Origin of the sequence: Falcatimonas sp. MSJ-15, assembly GCF_018918265.1 — a bacterium.
GTDB lineage: Bacteria > Bacillota > Clostridia > Lachnospirales > Lachnospiraceae > Falcatimonas.
This window is the reverse complement of record NZ_JAHLQC010000013.1, coordinates 29,041-45,064: the sequence shown is the minus strand read 5'-3', so window position 1 is coordinate 45,064 and position 16,024 is coordinate 29,041. Positions and strand designations below refer to the sequence as shown.

Genomic DNA, 16,024 nt, shown 5'->3' with positions numbered 1-16,024 from the left:
AGGCTCTCGTATGTCAATAGAATATTTAGGACTCAGCGAAATCAACGGACCTCTTATTGTATTAGAGGGCGTTAAAAACGCTGCCTTTGAAGAAATTGTAGAAATTACAGTTGAAAATAACCAGAAAAAACTCGGACGTATTGTTGAAATATATGAAGACAAAGCCGTAATTCAGGTATTTGAAGGTTCAGAAAACATGTCACTTAACAATACTCATACAAAACTTACAGGACATCCAATGGAGATCGGTCTATCAGAAGAACTTCTTGGAAGAACATTTAATGGTATCGGTGAACCAATCGATAATCTTGGTCCAATCAATGCTGAATGTAAAAGAGATGTTAATGGTAAACCACTTAATCCTGTAACTCGTGAGTATCCTCGTAACTATATAAGAACCGGTATATCAGCAATTGATTGTCTGACAACACTTATTCGTGGACAGAAACTTCCTATCTTCTCAGGAAATGGTCTTCCACATGATAAACTTGCAGCACAGATCGTTAAACAGGCTTCACTTGGAGATGATTCAGATGAAGATTTCGCTATCGTATTCGCAGCTATGGGTGTTAAATACGATGTTGCCGAATACTTCAAGAAAACATTCGAAGAAAGCGGTGTTTCAGACCATGTATGTATGTTCTTAAACCTTGCTAACGATCCTGTTGTAGAAAGACTTATAACACCAAAAGTTGCATTAACAGCAGCCGAATATCTCGCATTTGAAAAAGGAAAACACATCCTTGTTATCCTTACAGATATGACATCATTCGCAGAAGCACTTCGAGAAGTATCATCATCAAAAGGTGAGATTCCTTCAAGAAAAGGTTTCCCAGGCTACTTATACAGTGAGCTTGCAACAATATATGAAAGAGCCGGTATCGTAAGTGGCGTTAATGGTTCTGTTACACAGATCCCAATCCTTACAATGCCTAACGATGATATTACACATCCAATTCCTGACTTAACAGGATATATAACAGAAGGTCAGATCGTACTTGACCGTAACCTTAATGGACAGGCAATATATCCACCAATCAACGTACTGCCATCACTTTCACGACTTATGAAAGATGGTATCGGTGAAGGATATACAAGAAAAGATCATCAGGATGTAGCCAACCAGCTATTCTCATCATATGCAAAAGTTGGTGAAGCAAGAGCACTTGCATCAGTTATCGGTGAAGATGAACTTTCAGATATTGATAAGAAATACTTACACTTTGGTAAAGAATTTGAGACAAGATTCGTAGGTCAGGGAGAAGAAGAAAACAGAACAATTACACAGACACTTGAACTTGGCTGGGAGTTATTAAGACTACTTCCTCGTGAAGAACTTGATCGAATCAATACTAAGATTCTTGACGAATATTATGATGCCAAACCAGCTGATAAGTAAGGGGTGATTGTATGGATCCTAGAAGCTTTCCTACAAAAGGTAACCTTATCTTAGCCAAGAATTCATTAGCCCTTGCAAAACAAGGCTATGAACTTATGGATAAGAAGAGAAATATCCTCATTCGTGAGTTAATGGAACTTATCGACCAGGCATCAGCAATACAGACTGAGATCGATTCAACATTCACAGCTGCATACGCCGCTTTGCAAAAAGCCAACATTGAGCTTGGTATCAGATATGTTGAAGAGATATCACAGTCAATACCTATAGATAACTCCATCAAGATAAAGACAAGAAGTATAATGGGAACAGAGATTCCACTTGTACAAGGTGATAACAACTCTGCTCCAACGTATGCTTTTTATAGTACAAGAGAATCTCTTGACGAAGCCAGAATGAACTTTGATAAAGTTCGTGAGCTTACAATAAGACTTGCATCTGTTGAGAATTCAGCATATCGTCTTGCAACTAATATTAACAAAACTCAAAAACGTGCTAATGCTCTTAAGAATATAACTATTCCAACATACCAGGCACTTACAACAACAATTGTTAATGCCCTTGAAGAAAAGGAAAGAGAAGAATTCACAAGACTTAAAGTCATAAAGAGAACTCAGACTAAGAAAAAGAACCAGAAGAACAAATAATTGTTAAAATAAGTATATAGCCACTTGATATTTGAGCACCTATCTAAAATGGAGCGTATAATATATCAAGTGGCTATATATATTATATATCCCACACCATACAAAATATTAATTAATACCCATCATTTAAATTCTAGTCATTTAAATTCCAAAACATTGTTCACAAAAAGTCTTGAGTTTCCGCAAAATGTAATTATGAAATAGATAAATCTTCCCAAAGTGCCAATTTGTCGTTTCTTCGAAAGAAAGAGATGGACAGTCTGCTGATTAGAGGCACTGAAATAAGCCCCATCTGAACCGGACTTTGGGAGAACTATTTTTTTATCTATTTTTGTAGAGGTACTTTCCGAACCATCGCGCACGATACCCAGTGACTCAAATTTATAACCATCTGGTTTTACAACATCGCTGTCATCAATGTGAATCACAGGCTCTGCCGGAACCCATTTTTTAACCTGTTGAAGATAAGAAGCGGCTACTTCGGCAGGAGTACCTTTATCAAGGTGTCTGGAAAGGCGGTCAACAATATTTATCTTTTTGGAGTTTTTATGAAGCTGATCAACAACATCTGTTAGGAGACAACTTCCGGCGGCCAGCATACCGTATGTAATATCTGCTGTAAATTTACGTTCTGGTTTGGAAAGACGTCTTGAAATTTTATTTGAAAAAGTTAAAATTTTTCGTTTCAAAGTGTAAGTATTTGATGTACAATTAACCATAGGGAATCTCCTTCTTTTTTGTTTAGTAAGGTTTTTGGTTGGTAGCTTAATTTTACATCAAAAGGGAAGAAGATTCCTTATATTTTGGGCATTTTTTTAAGTTGTCCATAAAGAAGCAGTAGTAATCAGGGGACTGTGGATAAAACTGCGGAAACTCAAGCACGGAAATATATTGACTTTAGGACAGGGTTATGTTATAAATTAATTGTAAAACATGGTGTGTAACTGATAAGCAGGCATTAACCGTGCGTAAGTATTTTTGAGGGATATTTATGTAGGGTTATCGCTTGCTTTTTTTGATTCACAAAAGACAAACGCCCGGGAGAAATTGTCTTAACAAATTGCAGGCTACCGAAATGATAATTCCCAAAAATGGACACAATACAAACAAGTATTTAGAGTATCTAATTAAGAAAGAGGCGTATCTTATGAAAGACAAAATTTTTGGAGTTTTACAAAGGGTCGGAAGATCGTTTATGCTTCCAATCGCTATCCTTCCTGTAGCAGGCTTACTGCTCGGTCTTGGAGGATCATTTACCAATGAAACCATGTTAGAAGCTTATGGTCTTATGGGAATCATGGGACCTGGAACTATTATCAATCAGATTTTACAGGTTATGAACGCAGCCGGTAACATTGTGTTTGCCAACCTGCCGGTTATTTTCGCAATGGGTGTAGCTATCGGAATGGCAAAGAAGGAGAAGGAGGTTGCAGCACTTGCAGCAGTTATCTCATTCTTCATCATGCACGCATCCATTGGGGCACTGATTACGGTTAACGGAGGATCAGAAACAATGCTCTCCGGTGCGGTTACCGATGTATGTGGAATCACTTCCCTTCAGATGGGTGTATTTGGCGGTATCATCGTAGGACTTGGAGTTGCAGCACTTCACAACAAATTCTACAGAATTGAACTGCCACAGGTATTATCCTTCTTCGGAGGAACAAGATTCGTACCGATTATTTCAGGACTTGTATATGTAGGTGTCGGAATCTTGATGTTTTTCATCTGGCCGGCAATTCAGTCAGGAATCTATGCAATCGGTGATATTGTATTACGTTCCGGTTACGCAGGAACCTGGGTATACGGATTCATGGAGCGTTTACTGATTCCATTCGGTCTTCACCATGTATTCTATCTTCCATTCTGGCAGACAGCAGTTGGTGGAACCTTAGAGGTATCCGGTCAGGTGATCGAGGGCGCACAGAATATCTTCTTTGCACAGCTCTCAGACCCAACAGTAGAGCATTTTGCAGTATCCGCAACAAGATTTATGTCAGGTAAGTTCCCGCTTATGATTTTCGGACTTCCTGGAGCAGCACTTGCAATGTACAAGACAGCAAAGCCGGAGAAGAGAAAGGCAGTAGCAGGACTTCTTCTTTCCGCAGCACTTACCTCCATGCTCACAGGTATTACAGAGCCACTGGAGTTCACCTTCTTATTCGTAGCACCATTACTTTACGGAATTCACTGTGTACTTGCCGGTGCGGCATACATGCTTATGCACATCTTTAATGTTGGTGTAGGTATGACATTCTCAGGTGGATTTATCGATTTATTCCTGTTTGGTATTTTACAGGGCAATAAGAAAACAAGCTGGATCTGGATTGTAATTGTCGGAATTGTATACTTTATTGTTTACTATTTCTTATTCAGCTTCTTAATTAAGAAGCTAAACCTCAAGACACCGGGACGTGACGATGCTGAGGAAGTGAAGCTTTATACAAGAGCAGATGTGAATGCAAGAAAAGAAGAAGGCAAGAATGCATCCACAGAGGATGCTGTTTCAGAAGGTATCTTAAGAGGACTTGGCGGCAAGAAGAACATCTCAGATGTTGACTGCTGCGCAACAAGACTTCGTTGTACCGTTGTGAAGGCTGAACTTGTCAACGATGCAGCGTTAAAGGCAACCGGAGCATCCGGCGTTGTTCATAAGGGCAACGGTGTACAGATTATTTACGGACCTCGTGTTACCGTAATTAAGTCAAACTTTGAAGATTATCTTGAGACAGCACCGGATGAGGAAATCATCGCAGAAGAGGCTCCGGAACGGACAGATGTCAAGGCAGAAGCTAAGACTGAGAATAACGAAGGAACAGTTACAGCATCCGTTGTTATCTCAAGTCCGATTACCGGTATTGCAGCAGACCTTGCAACAGCTCCGGATGAGGCCTTTGCAGGACGCATGATGGGTGATGGAGCTGTCGTAACTCCAACAGACGCAGTAATCGTAGCGCCAGAGGATGGTGAGGTTGCATTCGTTTTTGATACCAAGCATGCAATCGGATTCATGGGAGACAGCGGGGTATCACTGCTGCTTCACATTGGAATTGATACCGTGAAGCTGGATGGTAAAGGCTTTGAGGTATTTGTTGAGAATGGACAGAAGGTGAAAAAGGGCGATAAGCTGATGCAGATTGATATGGATTATATCAAAGAGAATGCCCCATCACTGTGTTCACCAATTCTTTGCACAGAACTGGAAGATAACCAAAGAATCAAGCTGCTTGCAGAGGGTGCAGTGAAGGCTGGAGAGCCACTGTTTGCAGTTGAAACATATAATTAATAACAGAAAGAAGGAGACACTATGGTAATTCAGGGTAAGAGTGTTTTTAGCGGAATCGCAATTGGAAGATTGTCTGTATATAATAAAGCAGAGAATGTTGTAAAAAGAACAAAAATCAGTGACACAGAGGCTGAAATCAAACGATTTGAGGATGCGAGAGAGGAAGCGAAGAAACAGCTTGCAGGTCTTTATGACAAGGCTCTGAAAGAAGTTGGTGAGGTTAACGCCGCGATTTTCGAAGTGCATCAGATGATGCTTGAGGATCTGGATTACGTGGAATCCATCGAGAATATGATTCGTAATCAGGAAGTAAACGCAGAGTTTGCAGTAGCAAATACCGGAGATAATTTCTCAGAGATGTTTGCATCCATGGATGATGATTATATGAAGGAGCGTGCAGCAGACGTTAAGGATATCTCCAATCGCCTGGTATCTGTTCTTCAGGGGGCAGGTGTAGCAGGAATTCATTCCGATGAGCCTGTAATCCTGCTTGCGGATGATCTTGCTCCAAGTGAGACAGTACAGCTTGATAAATCAAAGGTTTTATCCTTTGTAACAAGACATGGTTCCACCAATTCCCATACCGCAATCCTTGCGAGAACCATGAATATTCCGGCTCTGATTGGTGTAGACTATCCGGAGGATATTGAGGGCAAGATGGGAATTGTTGATGGATTTGAAGGCAAAATCATCATCGATCCTACTATGTCACTGCTTGAGGAATACCAGCAGAAGAAGGAGAAGGAGGACGAGAAGAAGCGTCTCCTTCAGGAGTTAAAGGGCAAAGAGAATATTACTCTTGACGGAAAGAAAATTAACCTCTATGCTAATATTGGTGGTGTATCCGACGTGGCATCTGTTCTTGCCAATGATGCCGGCGGAATCGGACTTTTCAGAAGTGAGTTCCTGTATCTGGAATCTGAGACCTATCCGACTGAGGAGGAGCAGTTTAAGGCATACCGTACGGTTGCTGAGAACATGGCAGGCAAGAAGGTTATCATCCGTACACTTGATATCGGTGCAGATAAGCAGGTTGGATATTTTAACCTGGATAAGGAAGAGAATCCGGCCCTTGGCTATCGTGCAATCCGAATCTGTTTAGACAGAACAGATATTTTCAAAACACAGCTTCGTGCATTATACCGTGCAAGCTACTATGGAAATATTTCCATCATGTTCCCAATGATTATCTCTGTATCTGAGGTGAAGCAGATTAAGGAGATTATTAAAGAGGTTAAGGCAGAACTGGATGAAGCAGGAGTTCCATACAAGGATGCAGAGATTGGTATCATGATTGAGACACCTGCTGCTGTTATGGTAAGTGAGGATCTTGCTAAAGAGGTTGATTTCTTCTCTGTTGGAACAAATGACCTGACACAGTATACACTGGCAATTGACAGGCAGAATCCAAAGCTTGATAATATTTATGATTCTCATCATCCGGCCGTTCTTAAAATGCTTCAGATGATTGCAGAGAATGGACATAAGCATGGATGCTGGGTAGGAATCTGTGGAGAGCTTGGCGCAGATACCACGCTGACAGAGACCTTCCTCAAGATGGGATATGACGAGTTATCCGTAAGCCCATCCATGATCCTTAAGGTACGTGACAAAATTCGCAACACTGATACAAACAAATAGTGCGACGAATTCAAAATAAAATATTATAAAAGAAAGAGGTAGACAAATGAAAGAATTTACTTACACAATCAAAGATGAGCAGGGAATCCACGCAAGACCAGCAGGACTTCTGGTAAAGGAAGTACAGAAATATGAGAGTACTGTAACAATTTTCAAGGATGAGAAATCAGCAGATGCAAGAAGACTGATGGCTCTTATGGGACTTGGAATCAAATGCGGTCAGGAAATCCGTGTAGAAGTAAGCGGAGCTGACGAGGATGCAGCAGCTGATGGAATCAAAGCATTCTTAGAGGCAAATTTATAAGATATAGTAATATGAGCGAAAGCGCCTGCCCTTTTTGGGGCAGGCGTTTTTGTCTCATGGCATCATCCTATGAGACAAAAGCCCTGCGGGCAATTGATGCGCATTCGCGCGCAAGAAAGCTGTGCCTGCCATAGGTTATGGTTCGCGGGGGGTGAAGGCACACTTTCCTTGAGTTTCCGCAAAATGTAATTATGAAATAGATAAATCTTCCCAAAATGCCAATTTGTCGTTTCTTCGAAAGAAAGAGATGGACAGTCTGCTGATTAGAGGCACTGAAATAAGCCCCATCTGAACCGGACTTTGGGAGAACTATTTTTTTATCTATTTTTGTAGAGGTACTTTCCGAACCATCGCGCACGATACCCAGTGACTCAAATTTATAACCATCTGGTTTTACAACATCGCTGTCATCAATGTGAATCACAGGCTCTGCCGGAACCCATTTTTTAACCTGTTGAAGATAAGAAGCGGCTACTTCGGCAGGAGTACCTTTATCAAGGTGTCTGGAAAGGCGGTCAACAATATTTATCTTTTTGGAGTTTTTATGAAGCTGATCAACAACATCTGTTAGGAGACAACTTCCGGCGGCCAGCATACCGTATATAATATCTGCTGTAAATTTACGTTCTGGTTTGGAAAGACGTCTTGAAATTTTATTTGAAAAAGTTAAAATTTTTCGTTTCAAAGTGTAAGTATTTGATGTACAATTAGCCATAGGGAATCTCCTTCTTTTTTGTTTAGTAAGGTTTTTGGTTGGTAGCTTAATTTTACATCAAAAGGGAAGAAGATTCCTTATATTTTGGGCATTTTTTTTAAGTTGTCTATAAAGAAGCAGTAGTAATCAGGGGACTGTGGATAAAACTGCGGAAACTCAAGAAAAAGTATCTTGATATATACCCTGAAAGCTAATATAATATATAAGATATACAATAATTACGAAGAGGGGTTAATAATGAAAAATTTCAAAAAATGTGCTGCATTCCTTATGTGCACTTTTGTTTTTATAAATACAGCATTCTCAAACCTGCATACTGTATATGCAGAGAATAAATCCGTAACCAATAACACTGCTTCAGACACAGCTAATCAGCCAGAAACTTCATCCACAGAAGCAGAATCACAGACAGCAACTGCTAATACTACAATCCCAACTGTTCCATCAACATGGCCTGCTCCACCCAATGTCAATTCAGGATCAGCAGTTCTTATAGAAGCAACAACAGGAACAGTACTATATGATAAGAATTCACATGAGCGTAACTATCCTGCAAGCATAACCAAGATAATGACAGCACTTCTTGGCATTGAGAATTGCAATATGGACGATGTAATTACATTTTCACACAATGCAGTCTACAGCATCAATCCATTCGAAGACGCTCATATAAGCCTTGATGTAGGTGAACAGTTAACAGTCGATCAGACACTTCATGCAATCCTTATGAAATCAGCCAATGAAGCCTCATACGGAATGGCAGAATATGTCTCCGGTTCACTTGAATCATTTACCGATCTCATGAATAAGCGAGCAAAAGAACTTGGAGCTCTCGATACACACTTTACTAACGCAAGTGGACTTGAAGACGAGAATCACTATACAACAGCATACGATATGGCAATGATAGGAAGACAATGTTTTAAAAGCGACAAATTCATGAGTATAATCTCACTTCCAACAACCTATACAATACCTGCAACTAATATGAAGAGCGAATCCCGTTTCTTCTATAACCGTTATAAACTTCTCCCTGGACGAGAGAAAGAATATGCTTATAGCCTTGGTGGCAAACCAGGCTGGACCACTGTATCCGGCAACACACTTGTATCATTTGCCGAAAAAGATGGTATGAAGCTAATTGTATGTGTAATGAAATCAACACTGACAGATATATATGACGATACCGTTAACCTGTTTGAATATGGTTTTAACAACTATAAATGTATAAATATTGCGCAAAATGAGACACAATATACAGTTCCACAGGCTACATTTTTCAATACAACAAGTGATCTGTTTGAACATACTAATATCGATCTCTCGATAGACAGTAGTTCATATATTGTTCTTCCTAACAATGTTGACTTTTCAGCAGCAACATCATCAATATCATATAATACAGAATCTGTTGATGAACAAAGTGAAACGCAAAAGATTGCTACAATCAATTATACTTATGAAGGTGCCAATGTCGGAAGTACAGATCTTATACTTACCAACTCAAAACCTGGTATATTCACCTTCAACAACAAAGATGGAGAAGCATCCTCTGACGATACAGGAATCACTAACAAAAGCTATCTTCAGATAAATATCAAACTAATCATACTACTTGTGATTATTCTTGTATTTTTAATCTTCATCCTCACTTACAATTTTGTACTTATTAACAAAAAACGTAAGATTAAGAGACGCAAACATAATAAAAAAAGACACAATTATTATAACTAACAATGATAAGTAAGCATATATATCATAGACTTGCTTTCTAATATTATATACAAACTATATTTATCTATCAAAAGAAGAGTAGCAGCTATAAATAAGAATATTTCTTAGAACATTCTTATTTTAACTGCTACTCTTCTTCCATTTTTGAATTATTACGATCACGTTTTTTCTTCTCAATGCGTTTTCGCTTCACTTCTTTTTTCTTCTCTTTTATAAGCAAAGCACCATCTTCATCTGTAAGTTTAAGTATTTTAATAGCATAATAACGCCCATTATCATCTTTTCTTATCCTTAATCTTCCCTTCATGTAACCATGTTCACTACAATTAGCAAGACAATAATACATTTTATTATTATATGAGAACCATCTAATCTTTTTTCTAAGAATCTTATTACATACATAACACTTTGTAACAAATATCCTCTTGCAGCTCATAAGTTCCTCTCTTGAATCAAATCCCATTGATATATACTTAGAATACTTATCATATACAGCAGTAATCTCTTCCTTACTATTATCAGGAATAGTATAAGTATCAATCGAATAATAGGAATTAACAGAATAGAAATCCATATTTTTCATAACTTCAGCTGTATACTTTGCATCACATAAAGCACTGTGAAACTTCTTATCAATCTTTGCACAACAATATATAGCACCAAATTCAAGCGATCTCCTAATCTTACCATCTTCATATCTGATACTGAAAAGCTTTTGAATATCATAATAAAATAATGGAAATTCAAGCCTGTCTTCAACGCCAAAATAAGTCATATTTCTCTGAAGTTCAATAAGATCCATACTACCCCATGTACAAAATCTATATTCTTCCTTGCCACACCATCTTAAGAAACTCTCCATTGCTGTTTTAAATGGAAGTCCTTTTTTTAGATCTTTCATACTTATCTTAAGAAGATCCGAAGTCACTCTATGAAGTTCTTTATATACTTGTGGCTTTATATAACACTGAAATTCACTAATAACATTAAGCTTACTATTAAGCTTAACTGCACCGATCTCAATAACTTCAAAAGGAAGTTTTTCAACTCCCTCTTCTTTACCATAAGGACATTGATTCCATTCCAGATCTAATACTATATAATTCATGAAACCAATCCCCTTTCACCTATAAATATCAATGCACCTAACTGGATTCGAACCAGCGGCCTACCGCTTAGGAGGCGGTCGCTCTATCCTACTGAGCTATAGATGCGCACTGTACATATTATTATATAACAGCTATCAGATAAAATCAACTGTTCCCTGTAACCATATTTCACCTTTAAAGCGTCTTCCCACTTCTGGAATTCCAAGTAAATCTTCTTTATTAATTCCAAGATTATACTCTATTCCATTACTCTCAATATCCATATTATATACAATCTCGCCTGTAACATTATTAGTTACTTCACTCATAGATATGATATCTCCTACAATTGAATACAGATCACATTCCATTCCATATGGCATAAAAACAGTATCGACAACAGACAAAATATCCTCATTAGCAAACCTTTTTGCCATCTTAGAATACATAAACATATCATCATTAACAAGTTCATCCATTGCATCATCATCGCCATTCTTGAGTTCATTAATAAGTATACTTCTCTTCTTAGACAAAGCTTTTGAGATATTCATCTGTCTTTTACTCTTTTTAAGTGGCATAATAATCTTACCTGATACTGACATTGCTGAGAATTTCACAAACATATTCTCATTATATTTATCAAGAAAATTTATCGGATTATTCACATAAAAAACGACAGATATTCCATTAGCCAGATTCTCACATGCACCGGCATACGATTCATTATATGTATATTTTTCAATTTCAAAAGGTCTAAGCTTTGCATAATGACTGCCCTTATAATAAGGAAAATAATAATCCACTATAAACTTTCCATTATCCATAATACCTCTCACTGCAAGCCCAAATAACTTGGAGTAGTCAATTCTTATCTCACATACATCTGTAATATCAGCTGTAATTATTCTATTATTCTTAAGTGCATCATCAACAACATCATTAATCCAGTGAATCACATCAAGATTGTTTTTTAAATTGCTAAGCCCTATAGCTCTAAGATACTTATGCATTACTTTTTCCTTTCCACACTTGGATATACATTACTACTTTATTAATCCTAACAAAATATTTGTTACTTTTTCATCATACAATGTGCCACAATTCTCTTCAAGATATGAAATTGTATAATTAATATCCTTTTTCTCATGTCCTATTCCATGTAGCATACTGTCAAAAATATCACATACTGCCACTATTCTTACTTCCGGTTTGATTCTTGAACCTTTACTTCTAAAAGGATAACCATTACCATCAAGAAGCTCATGATGTGAGAGTATAATTGTCTTTGAGATATCAGACAGCCAGTTCTCTTCCTGGACTGTGCTATATCCATGAATTACATGTTTTTTATAATCAAACTGTTCCCTGTTATTAAGTGTTGATATCTCAACATTCTCATATGGAATAGTTACATATCTTAATCCTATATCATGAAGAATTGCACCAACAGCAATATCTTCAATCTGTTCACTGCTCATCTCCATAAGATCTGCTACAAGAACAGAGATTGCACATACATTAACTGAATGAGCATACATATCATCACCAATATTAACGTATGCAAATCCATACTTTAATTCATCTTTTCTTGACAAAACATCCTTCATAATCTTTTTTGCAAGATCACTAAGTTCCATAAGCTCTCTCGACTGCTTATATATGTGCATATCAATTAATTCCATGACCTCACGTCTATATCCTGTCATAGTCTCTCTATTAATAAGAGGACTTTTATCTGAAGTACCTTCTTCATCTTCAATATTAACACTTTCAATACCAAGATCTTTAAGTTGGGAAACATACTCTCTCTTAATAACTGTACCCGGTTGCATTAAAACTGTACCTGACTTCATTGTTACCGGGCCCGCCAGTACCTCTCCACCGCATAGTGCATCAATCTGAACTAACCTCATAATTTTACCTCGCCAAATTTGTATCCTTATCTAAATAGAATATACCATTTTTTCAATAATAAAACAACTAACTTTCCTAATATATATTAAAATAAATTTTTTCAAACAAATATATTGACAAATAAATAACAATGTACTATAATCATAATTGTTAAAACATTGACAAACAATTAATCAATTTACCAATATATTATTTTAGGAGGTTCTATTTAAAATGGCAAAAAAAGATGAAATCAAAAGCCCAGAAATCGTAGACAGCATTGAGTCTCTCACAATAAGACTTAATGAACTTAGAGAAGCTCAGAGAATTTTCTCAACTTACACACAGGAACAGGTTGATAAAATCTTCCTTGCAGCTGCATTAGCAGCTAACAAAGCTCGTATTCCACTTGCTAAGATGGCAGTAGAAGAAACTGGAATGGGTGTTGTTGAAGATAAAGTTATTAAGAACCACTTCGCAGCAGAGTATATTTACAACGCATACAAGAATACTAAGACTTGTGGCGTTATTGAAGAAGATACATCATATGGTATTAAGAAAGTTGCTGAACCAATCGGTGTTGTTGCAGCTGTTATTCCTACAACAAACCCAACATCAACAGCAATCTTCAAGACATTAATTTGTTTAAAGACAAGAAATGCAATCATCATCAGTCCACATCCACGTGCTAAAAAATCAACAATCGAAGCTGCAAGAGTTGTTCTTAATGCTGCTGTTGAAGCTGGAGCACCAAAGGGAATTATCGGATGGATCGATGTACCATCACTTGACCTTACTAATGAAGTAATGAGAACAGCAGATATCATTCTTGCAACAGGTGGTCCTGGTATGGTTAAAGCTGCTTATTCTTCAGGAAAACCTGCACTTGGTGTTGGTCCTGGTAATACACCAGCTATCATTGATGAATCAGCAGATGTAAGACTTGCAGTTAACTCAATCATTCATTCAAAAACATTTGATAATGGTATGATTTGTGCTTCAGAGCAGTCAGTTATCGTATGTGATAAAGTATATAACGAAGTTCGTAAAGAATTCGCAGATAGAGGATGCTATTTCCTTAATAAAGAAGAAACAGAAAAAGTTAGAAAGACAATTCTCATCAACGGTGCTTTAAATGCTAAAATCGTTGGTCAGAAAGCTCACACAATCGCAGCTTTAGCAGGAGTTAAAGTTCCTGAAGCTACTAAGATTCTTATTGGTGAAGTTGAATCAGTTGAACTTTCAGAAGAATTTGCTCATGAAAAATTATCACCAGTACTTGCAATGTACAGAGCAAAAGACTTCGATAACGCTGTTGAAAAAGCTGAGAGATTAGTTGCTGACGGTGGTTACGGACATACATCTTCTCTTTATATCCATGTTGGAACAGGTAAAGAAAAGATTGAAAAATTCCAGGAAGCAATGAAGACTTGCCGAGTATTAATCAATACACCTTCATCACAGGGTGGTATCGGTGACTTATACAACTTCAAAGTATCTCCATCATTAACACTTGGTTGTGGTTCATGGGGCGGTAACTCAGTTTCAGAAAACGTTGGTGTAAAACATTTACTTAACATTAAAACTGTTGCTGAGAGGAGAGAGAATATGCTTTGGTTTAGAGCACCTGAAAAGGTTTACTTCAAAAAAGGATGTCTTCCTGTTGCACTTGATGAATTAAAGAACGTTATGGGCAAAAAGAAAGCATTCATCGTTACTGACTCATTCTTATATAAAAACGGATACACAAAATGTGTTACAGATAAATTAGATGAAATGGGTATTCAGCATACAACATTCTATGATGTTGCACCAGACCCAACACTTGCATGTGCTATTGAAGGTACAAAAGCAATGCGTTCATTTGAACCAGATACAATCATCGCAATCGGTGGTGGTTCAGCAATGGATGCTGGTAAGATTATGTGGGTTATGTACGAACACCCAGAAGTTGATTTCCTTGATATGGCAATGAGATTCATGGATATCAGAAAACGTATTTATACATTCCCTAAGATGGGTGAAAAAGCATATTTCATTGCTGTTCCAACATCTTCAGGTACAGGTTCAGAAGTTACACCTTTCGCTGTTATCACAGACGAAAAGACAGGATCAAAATATCCTTTAGCTGATTATCAGTTACTTCCTAAGATGGCAATCATTGATGCAGATATGATGATGAACCAGCCAAAAGGATTAACATCTGCTTCTGGTATTGATGCTTTAACACATGCTCTTGAAGCTTATGCTTCAATCATGGCTACTGATTATACAGATGGTCTTGCACTTAAAGCTATGAAACTTATCTTTAACAACTTACCAAGTGCTTATGAAAATGGTGCTGCAGACCCTAAAGCAAGAGAAGAGATGGCTAATGCTTCTACACTTGCTGGTATGGCATTCGCTAATGCATTCCTTGGTTTATGCCACTCAATGGCACATAAGTTAGGTGCTTTCCATCACCTTCCACATGGTATCGCTAATGCATTATTAATTACAGATATCATGAGATACAATGCTGCTGATGTTCCTACTAAGATGGGTACATTCTCACAGTATCAGTATCCACATGCATTTGACAGATATGTTGAATGTGCTAACTTCCTTGGAATCAAAGGTAAGAATGACCAGGAGAAATTCGATAACTTCATCGTAGCTATCGAAGAATTAAAAGCTAGAGTTGGTATCAAGAAGACAATCGCTGATTATGGCGTTGATGAAAAAGACTTCTTAGCAACACTTGATGATATGGTTGAAGCAGCATTTGATGACCAGTGTACAGGTGCTAACCCAAGATACCCACTTATGAGCGAAATGAAAGAAATGTACTTAAGAGCTTACTACGGTAAATAATCTACCTAAGCTTATGAAATTATTAGTTAGTAATATTTGAACTTAGTATTACTAATATAGATAATCACAAGTACTACCTAATTAATGTTTGTTTTCCCTTTAAATAAATCACAAATCGAAAAGACCGGTCGTAATGACCGGTCTTTTCACTTACTACTACTTTTTACTACTACTTCTTACTATTACTTCTTACTATTACTTCTTACTATTACTTCTTACTATTACTTCTTACTATTACTTCTTACTATTACTTCTTACTATTACTTCTTACTATTACTTCTTACTATTACTTCTTACTATTACTTCTTACTACTACTTCTTCTTTCTGCTTCTTCACAAAATATAATTCTAACCTCTACCTAAAGATAAAGTTTAGAATCTATATGTACAGCATAACATTCCCCCACTCTTGAACAAAGAGCCAAAAAATAACTTAAAAGGCATGCCAACTATATATTTCT

General features: G+C 37.3%; 12 protein-coding genes and 1 tRNA gene. 7 read left to right on the top strand and 6 right to left on the bottom strand.

From position 1 onward, the window contains the following. Positions 1-10: 10 nt before the first annotated feature. A complete protein-coding gene (locus KQI85_RS11005; RefSeq protein WP_216576140.1) occupies positions 11-1,399 on the top strand; it encodes a V-type ATP synthase subunit B in 1,389 nt (462 codons plus the stop codon). Positions 1,400-1,410: 11 nt separating this feature from the next. Continuing rightward, complete coding sequence (locus KQI85_RS11000) at positions 1,411-2,046, top strand: V-type ATP synthase subunit D (RefSeq protein ID WP_216576139.1); 636 nt, start codon at positions 1,411-1,413, stop codon at positions 2,044-2,046. 137 nt (positions 2,047-2,183) lie between these two features. Here KQI85_RS11000 and KQI85_RS10995 read toward each other — a convergent pair whose 3' ends face one another. Next, positions 2,184-2,765: a hypothetical protein gene (locus KQI85_RS10995; protein WP_253293842.1), complete on the bottom strand. Its 582-nt coding sequence runs from the start codon at positions 2,763-2,765 to the stop codon at positions 2,184-2,186. Between the two features lie 428 nt (positions 2,766-3,193). Between KQI85_RS10995 and KQI85_RS10990 the strand changes: the two genes are divergently transcribed. From KQI85_RS10990 to KQI85_RS10980, 3 genes are read left to right on the top strand one after another with little or no spacing between them, the layout of a single operon-like run. Further along, entirely contained in the window at positions 3,194-5,332 is a 2,139-nt protein-coding gene (locus KQI85_RS10990; protein ID WP_216576138.1) for a PTS transporter subunit IIABC, read from the top strand. A 21-nt stretch (positions 5,333-5,353) separates the two neighbouring features. Further along, positions 5,354-6,973, top strand: a complete 1,620-nt coding sequence (gene ptsP, locus KQI85_RS10985) for a phosphoenolpyruvate--protein phosphotransferase (protein WP_216576137.1) — start codon at positions 5,354-5,356, stop codon at positions 6,971-6,973. Between the two features lie 46 nt (positions 6,974-7,019). Further along, on the top strand, positions 7,020-7,277 hold the full coding sequence (locus KQI85_RS10980) for an HPr family phosphocarrier protein (protein ID WP_216576136.1): 258 nt from the start codon (positions 7,020-7,022) through the stop codon (positions 7,275-7,277). A 67-nt stretch (positions 7,278-7,344) separates the two neighbouring features. Here KQI85_RS10980 and KQI85_RS16600 read toward each other — a convergent pair whose 3' ends face one another. Then, positions 7,345-7,992, bottom strand: a complete 648-nt coding sequence (locus KQI85_RS16600; protein ID WP_253293841.1) for a hypothetical protein — start codon at positions 7,990-7,992, stop codon at positions 7,345-7,347. A 237-nt stretch (positions 7,993-8,229) separates the two neighbouring features. On the opposite strand from KQI85_RS16600, the gene KQI85_RS10970 reads away from it, so the two are divergent. Next, on the top strand, positions 8,230-9,726 hold the full coding sequence (locus KQI85_RS10970) for a D-alanyl-D-alanine carboxypeptidase family protein (protein WP_216576135.1): 1,497 nt from the start codon (positions 8,230-8,232) through the stop codon (positions 9,724-9,726). Positions 9,727-9,853: 127 nt separating this feature from the next. On the opposite strand, the gene KQI85_RS10965 is transcribed toward KQI85_RS10970, so the two are convergent. The 4 genes from KQI85_RS10965 to KQI85_RS10950 form a co-directional block, all read right to left on the bottom strand. Further along, positions 9,854-10,834 (bottom strand): 3'-5' exonuclease, encoded by a 981-nt coding sequence (locus tag KQI85_RS10965; RefSeq protein WP_216576134.1) that lies wholly within the window; start codon positions 10,832-10,834, stop codon positions 9,854-9,856. Between the two features lie 32 nt (positions 10,835-10,866). After that, positions 10,867-10,940, bottom strand: a tRNA-Arg gene (locus tag KQI85_RS10960). A 29-nt stretch (positions 10,941-10,969) separates the two neighbouring features. Then, complete coding sequence (locus tag KQI85_RS10955) at positions 10,970-11,827, bottom strand: DUF3881 family protein (protein ID WP_216576133.1); 858 nt, start codon at positions 11,825-11,827, stop codon at positions 10,970-10,972. A gap of 33 nt (positions 11,828-11,860) precedes the next feature. Then, positions 11,861-12,730: an HD-GYP domain-containing protein gene (locus KQI85_RS10950; RefSeq protein ID WP_216576132.1), complete on the bottom strand. Its 870-nt coding sequence runs from the start codon at positions 12,728-12,730 to the stop codon at positions 11,861-11,863. Positions 12,731-12,944: 214 nt separating this feature from the next. On the opposite strand from KQI85_RS10950, the gene adhE reads away from it, so the two are divergent. Further along, complete coding sequence (gene adhE, locus KQI85_RS10945; RefSeq protein WP_216576131.1) at positions 12,945-15,563, top strand: bifunctional acetaldehyde-CoA/alcohol dehydrogenase; 2,619 nt, start codon at positions 12,945-12,947, stop codon at positions 15,561-15,563. Positions 15,564-16,024 lie beyond the last annotated feature (461 nt).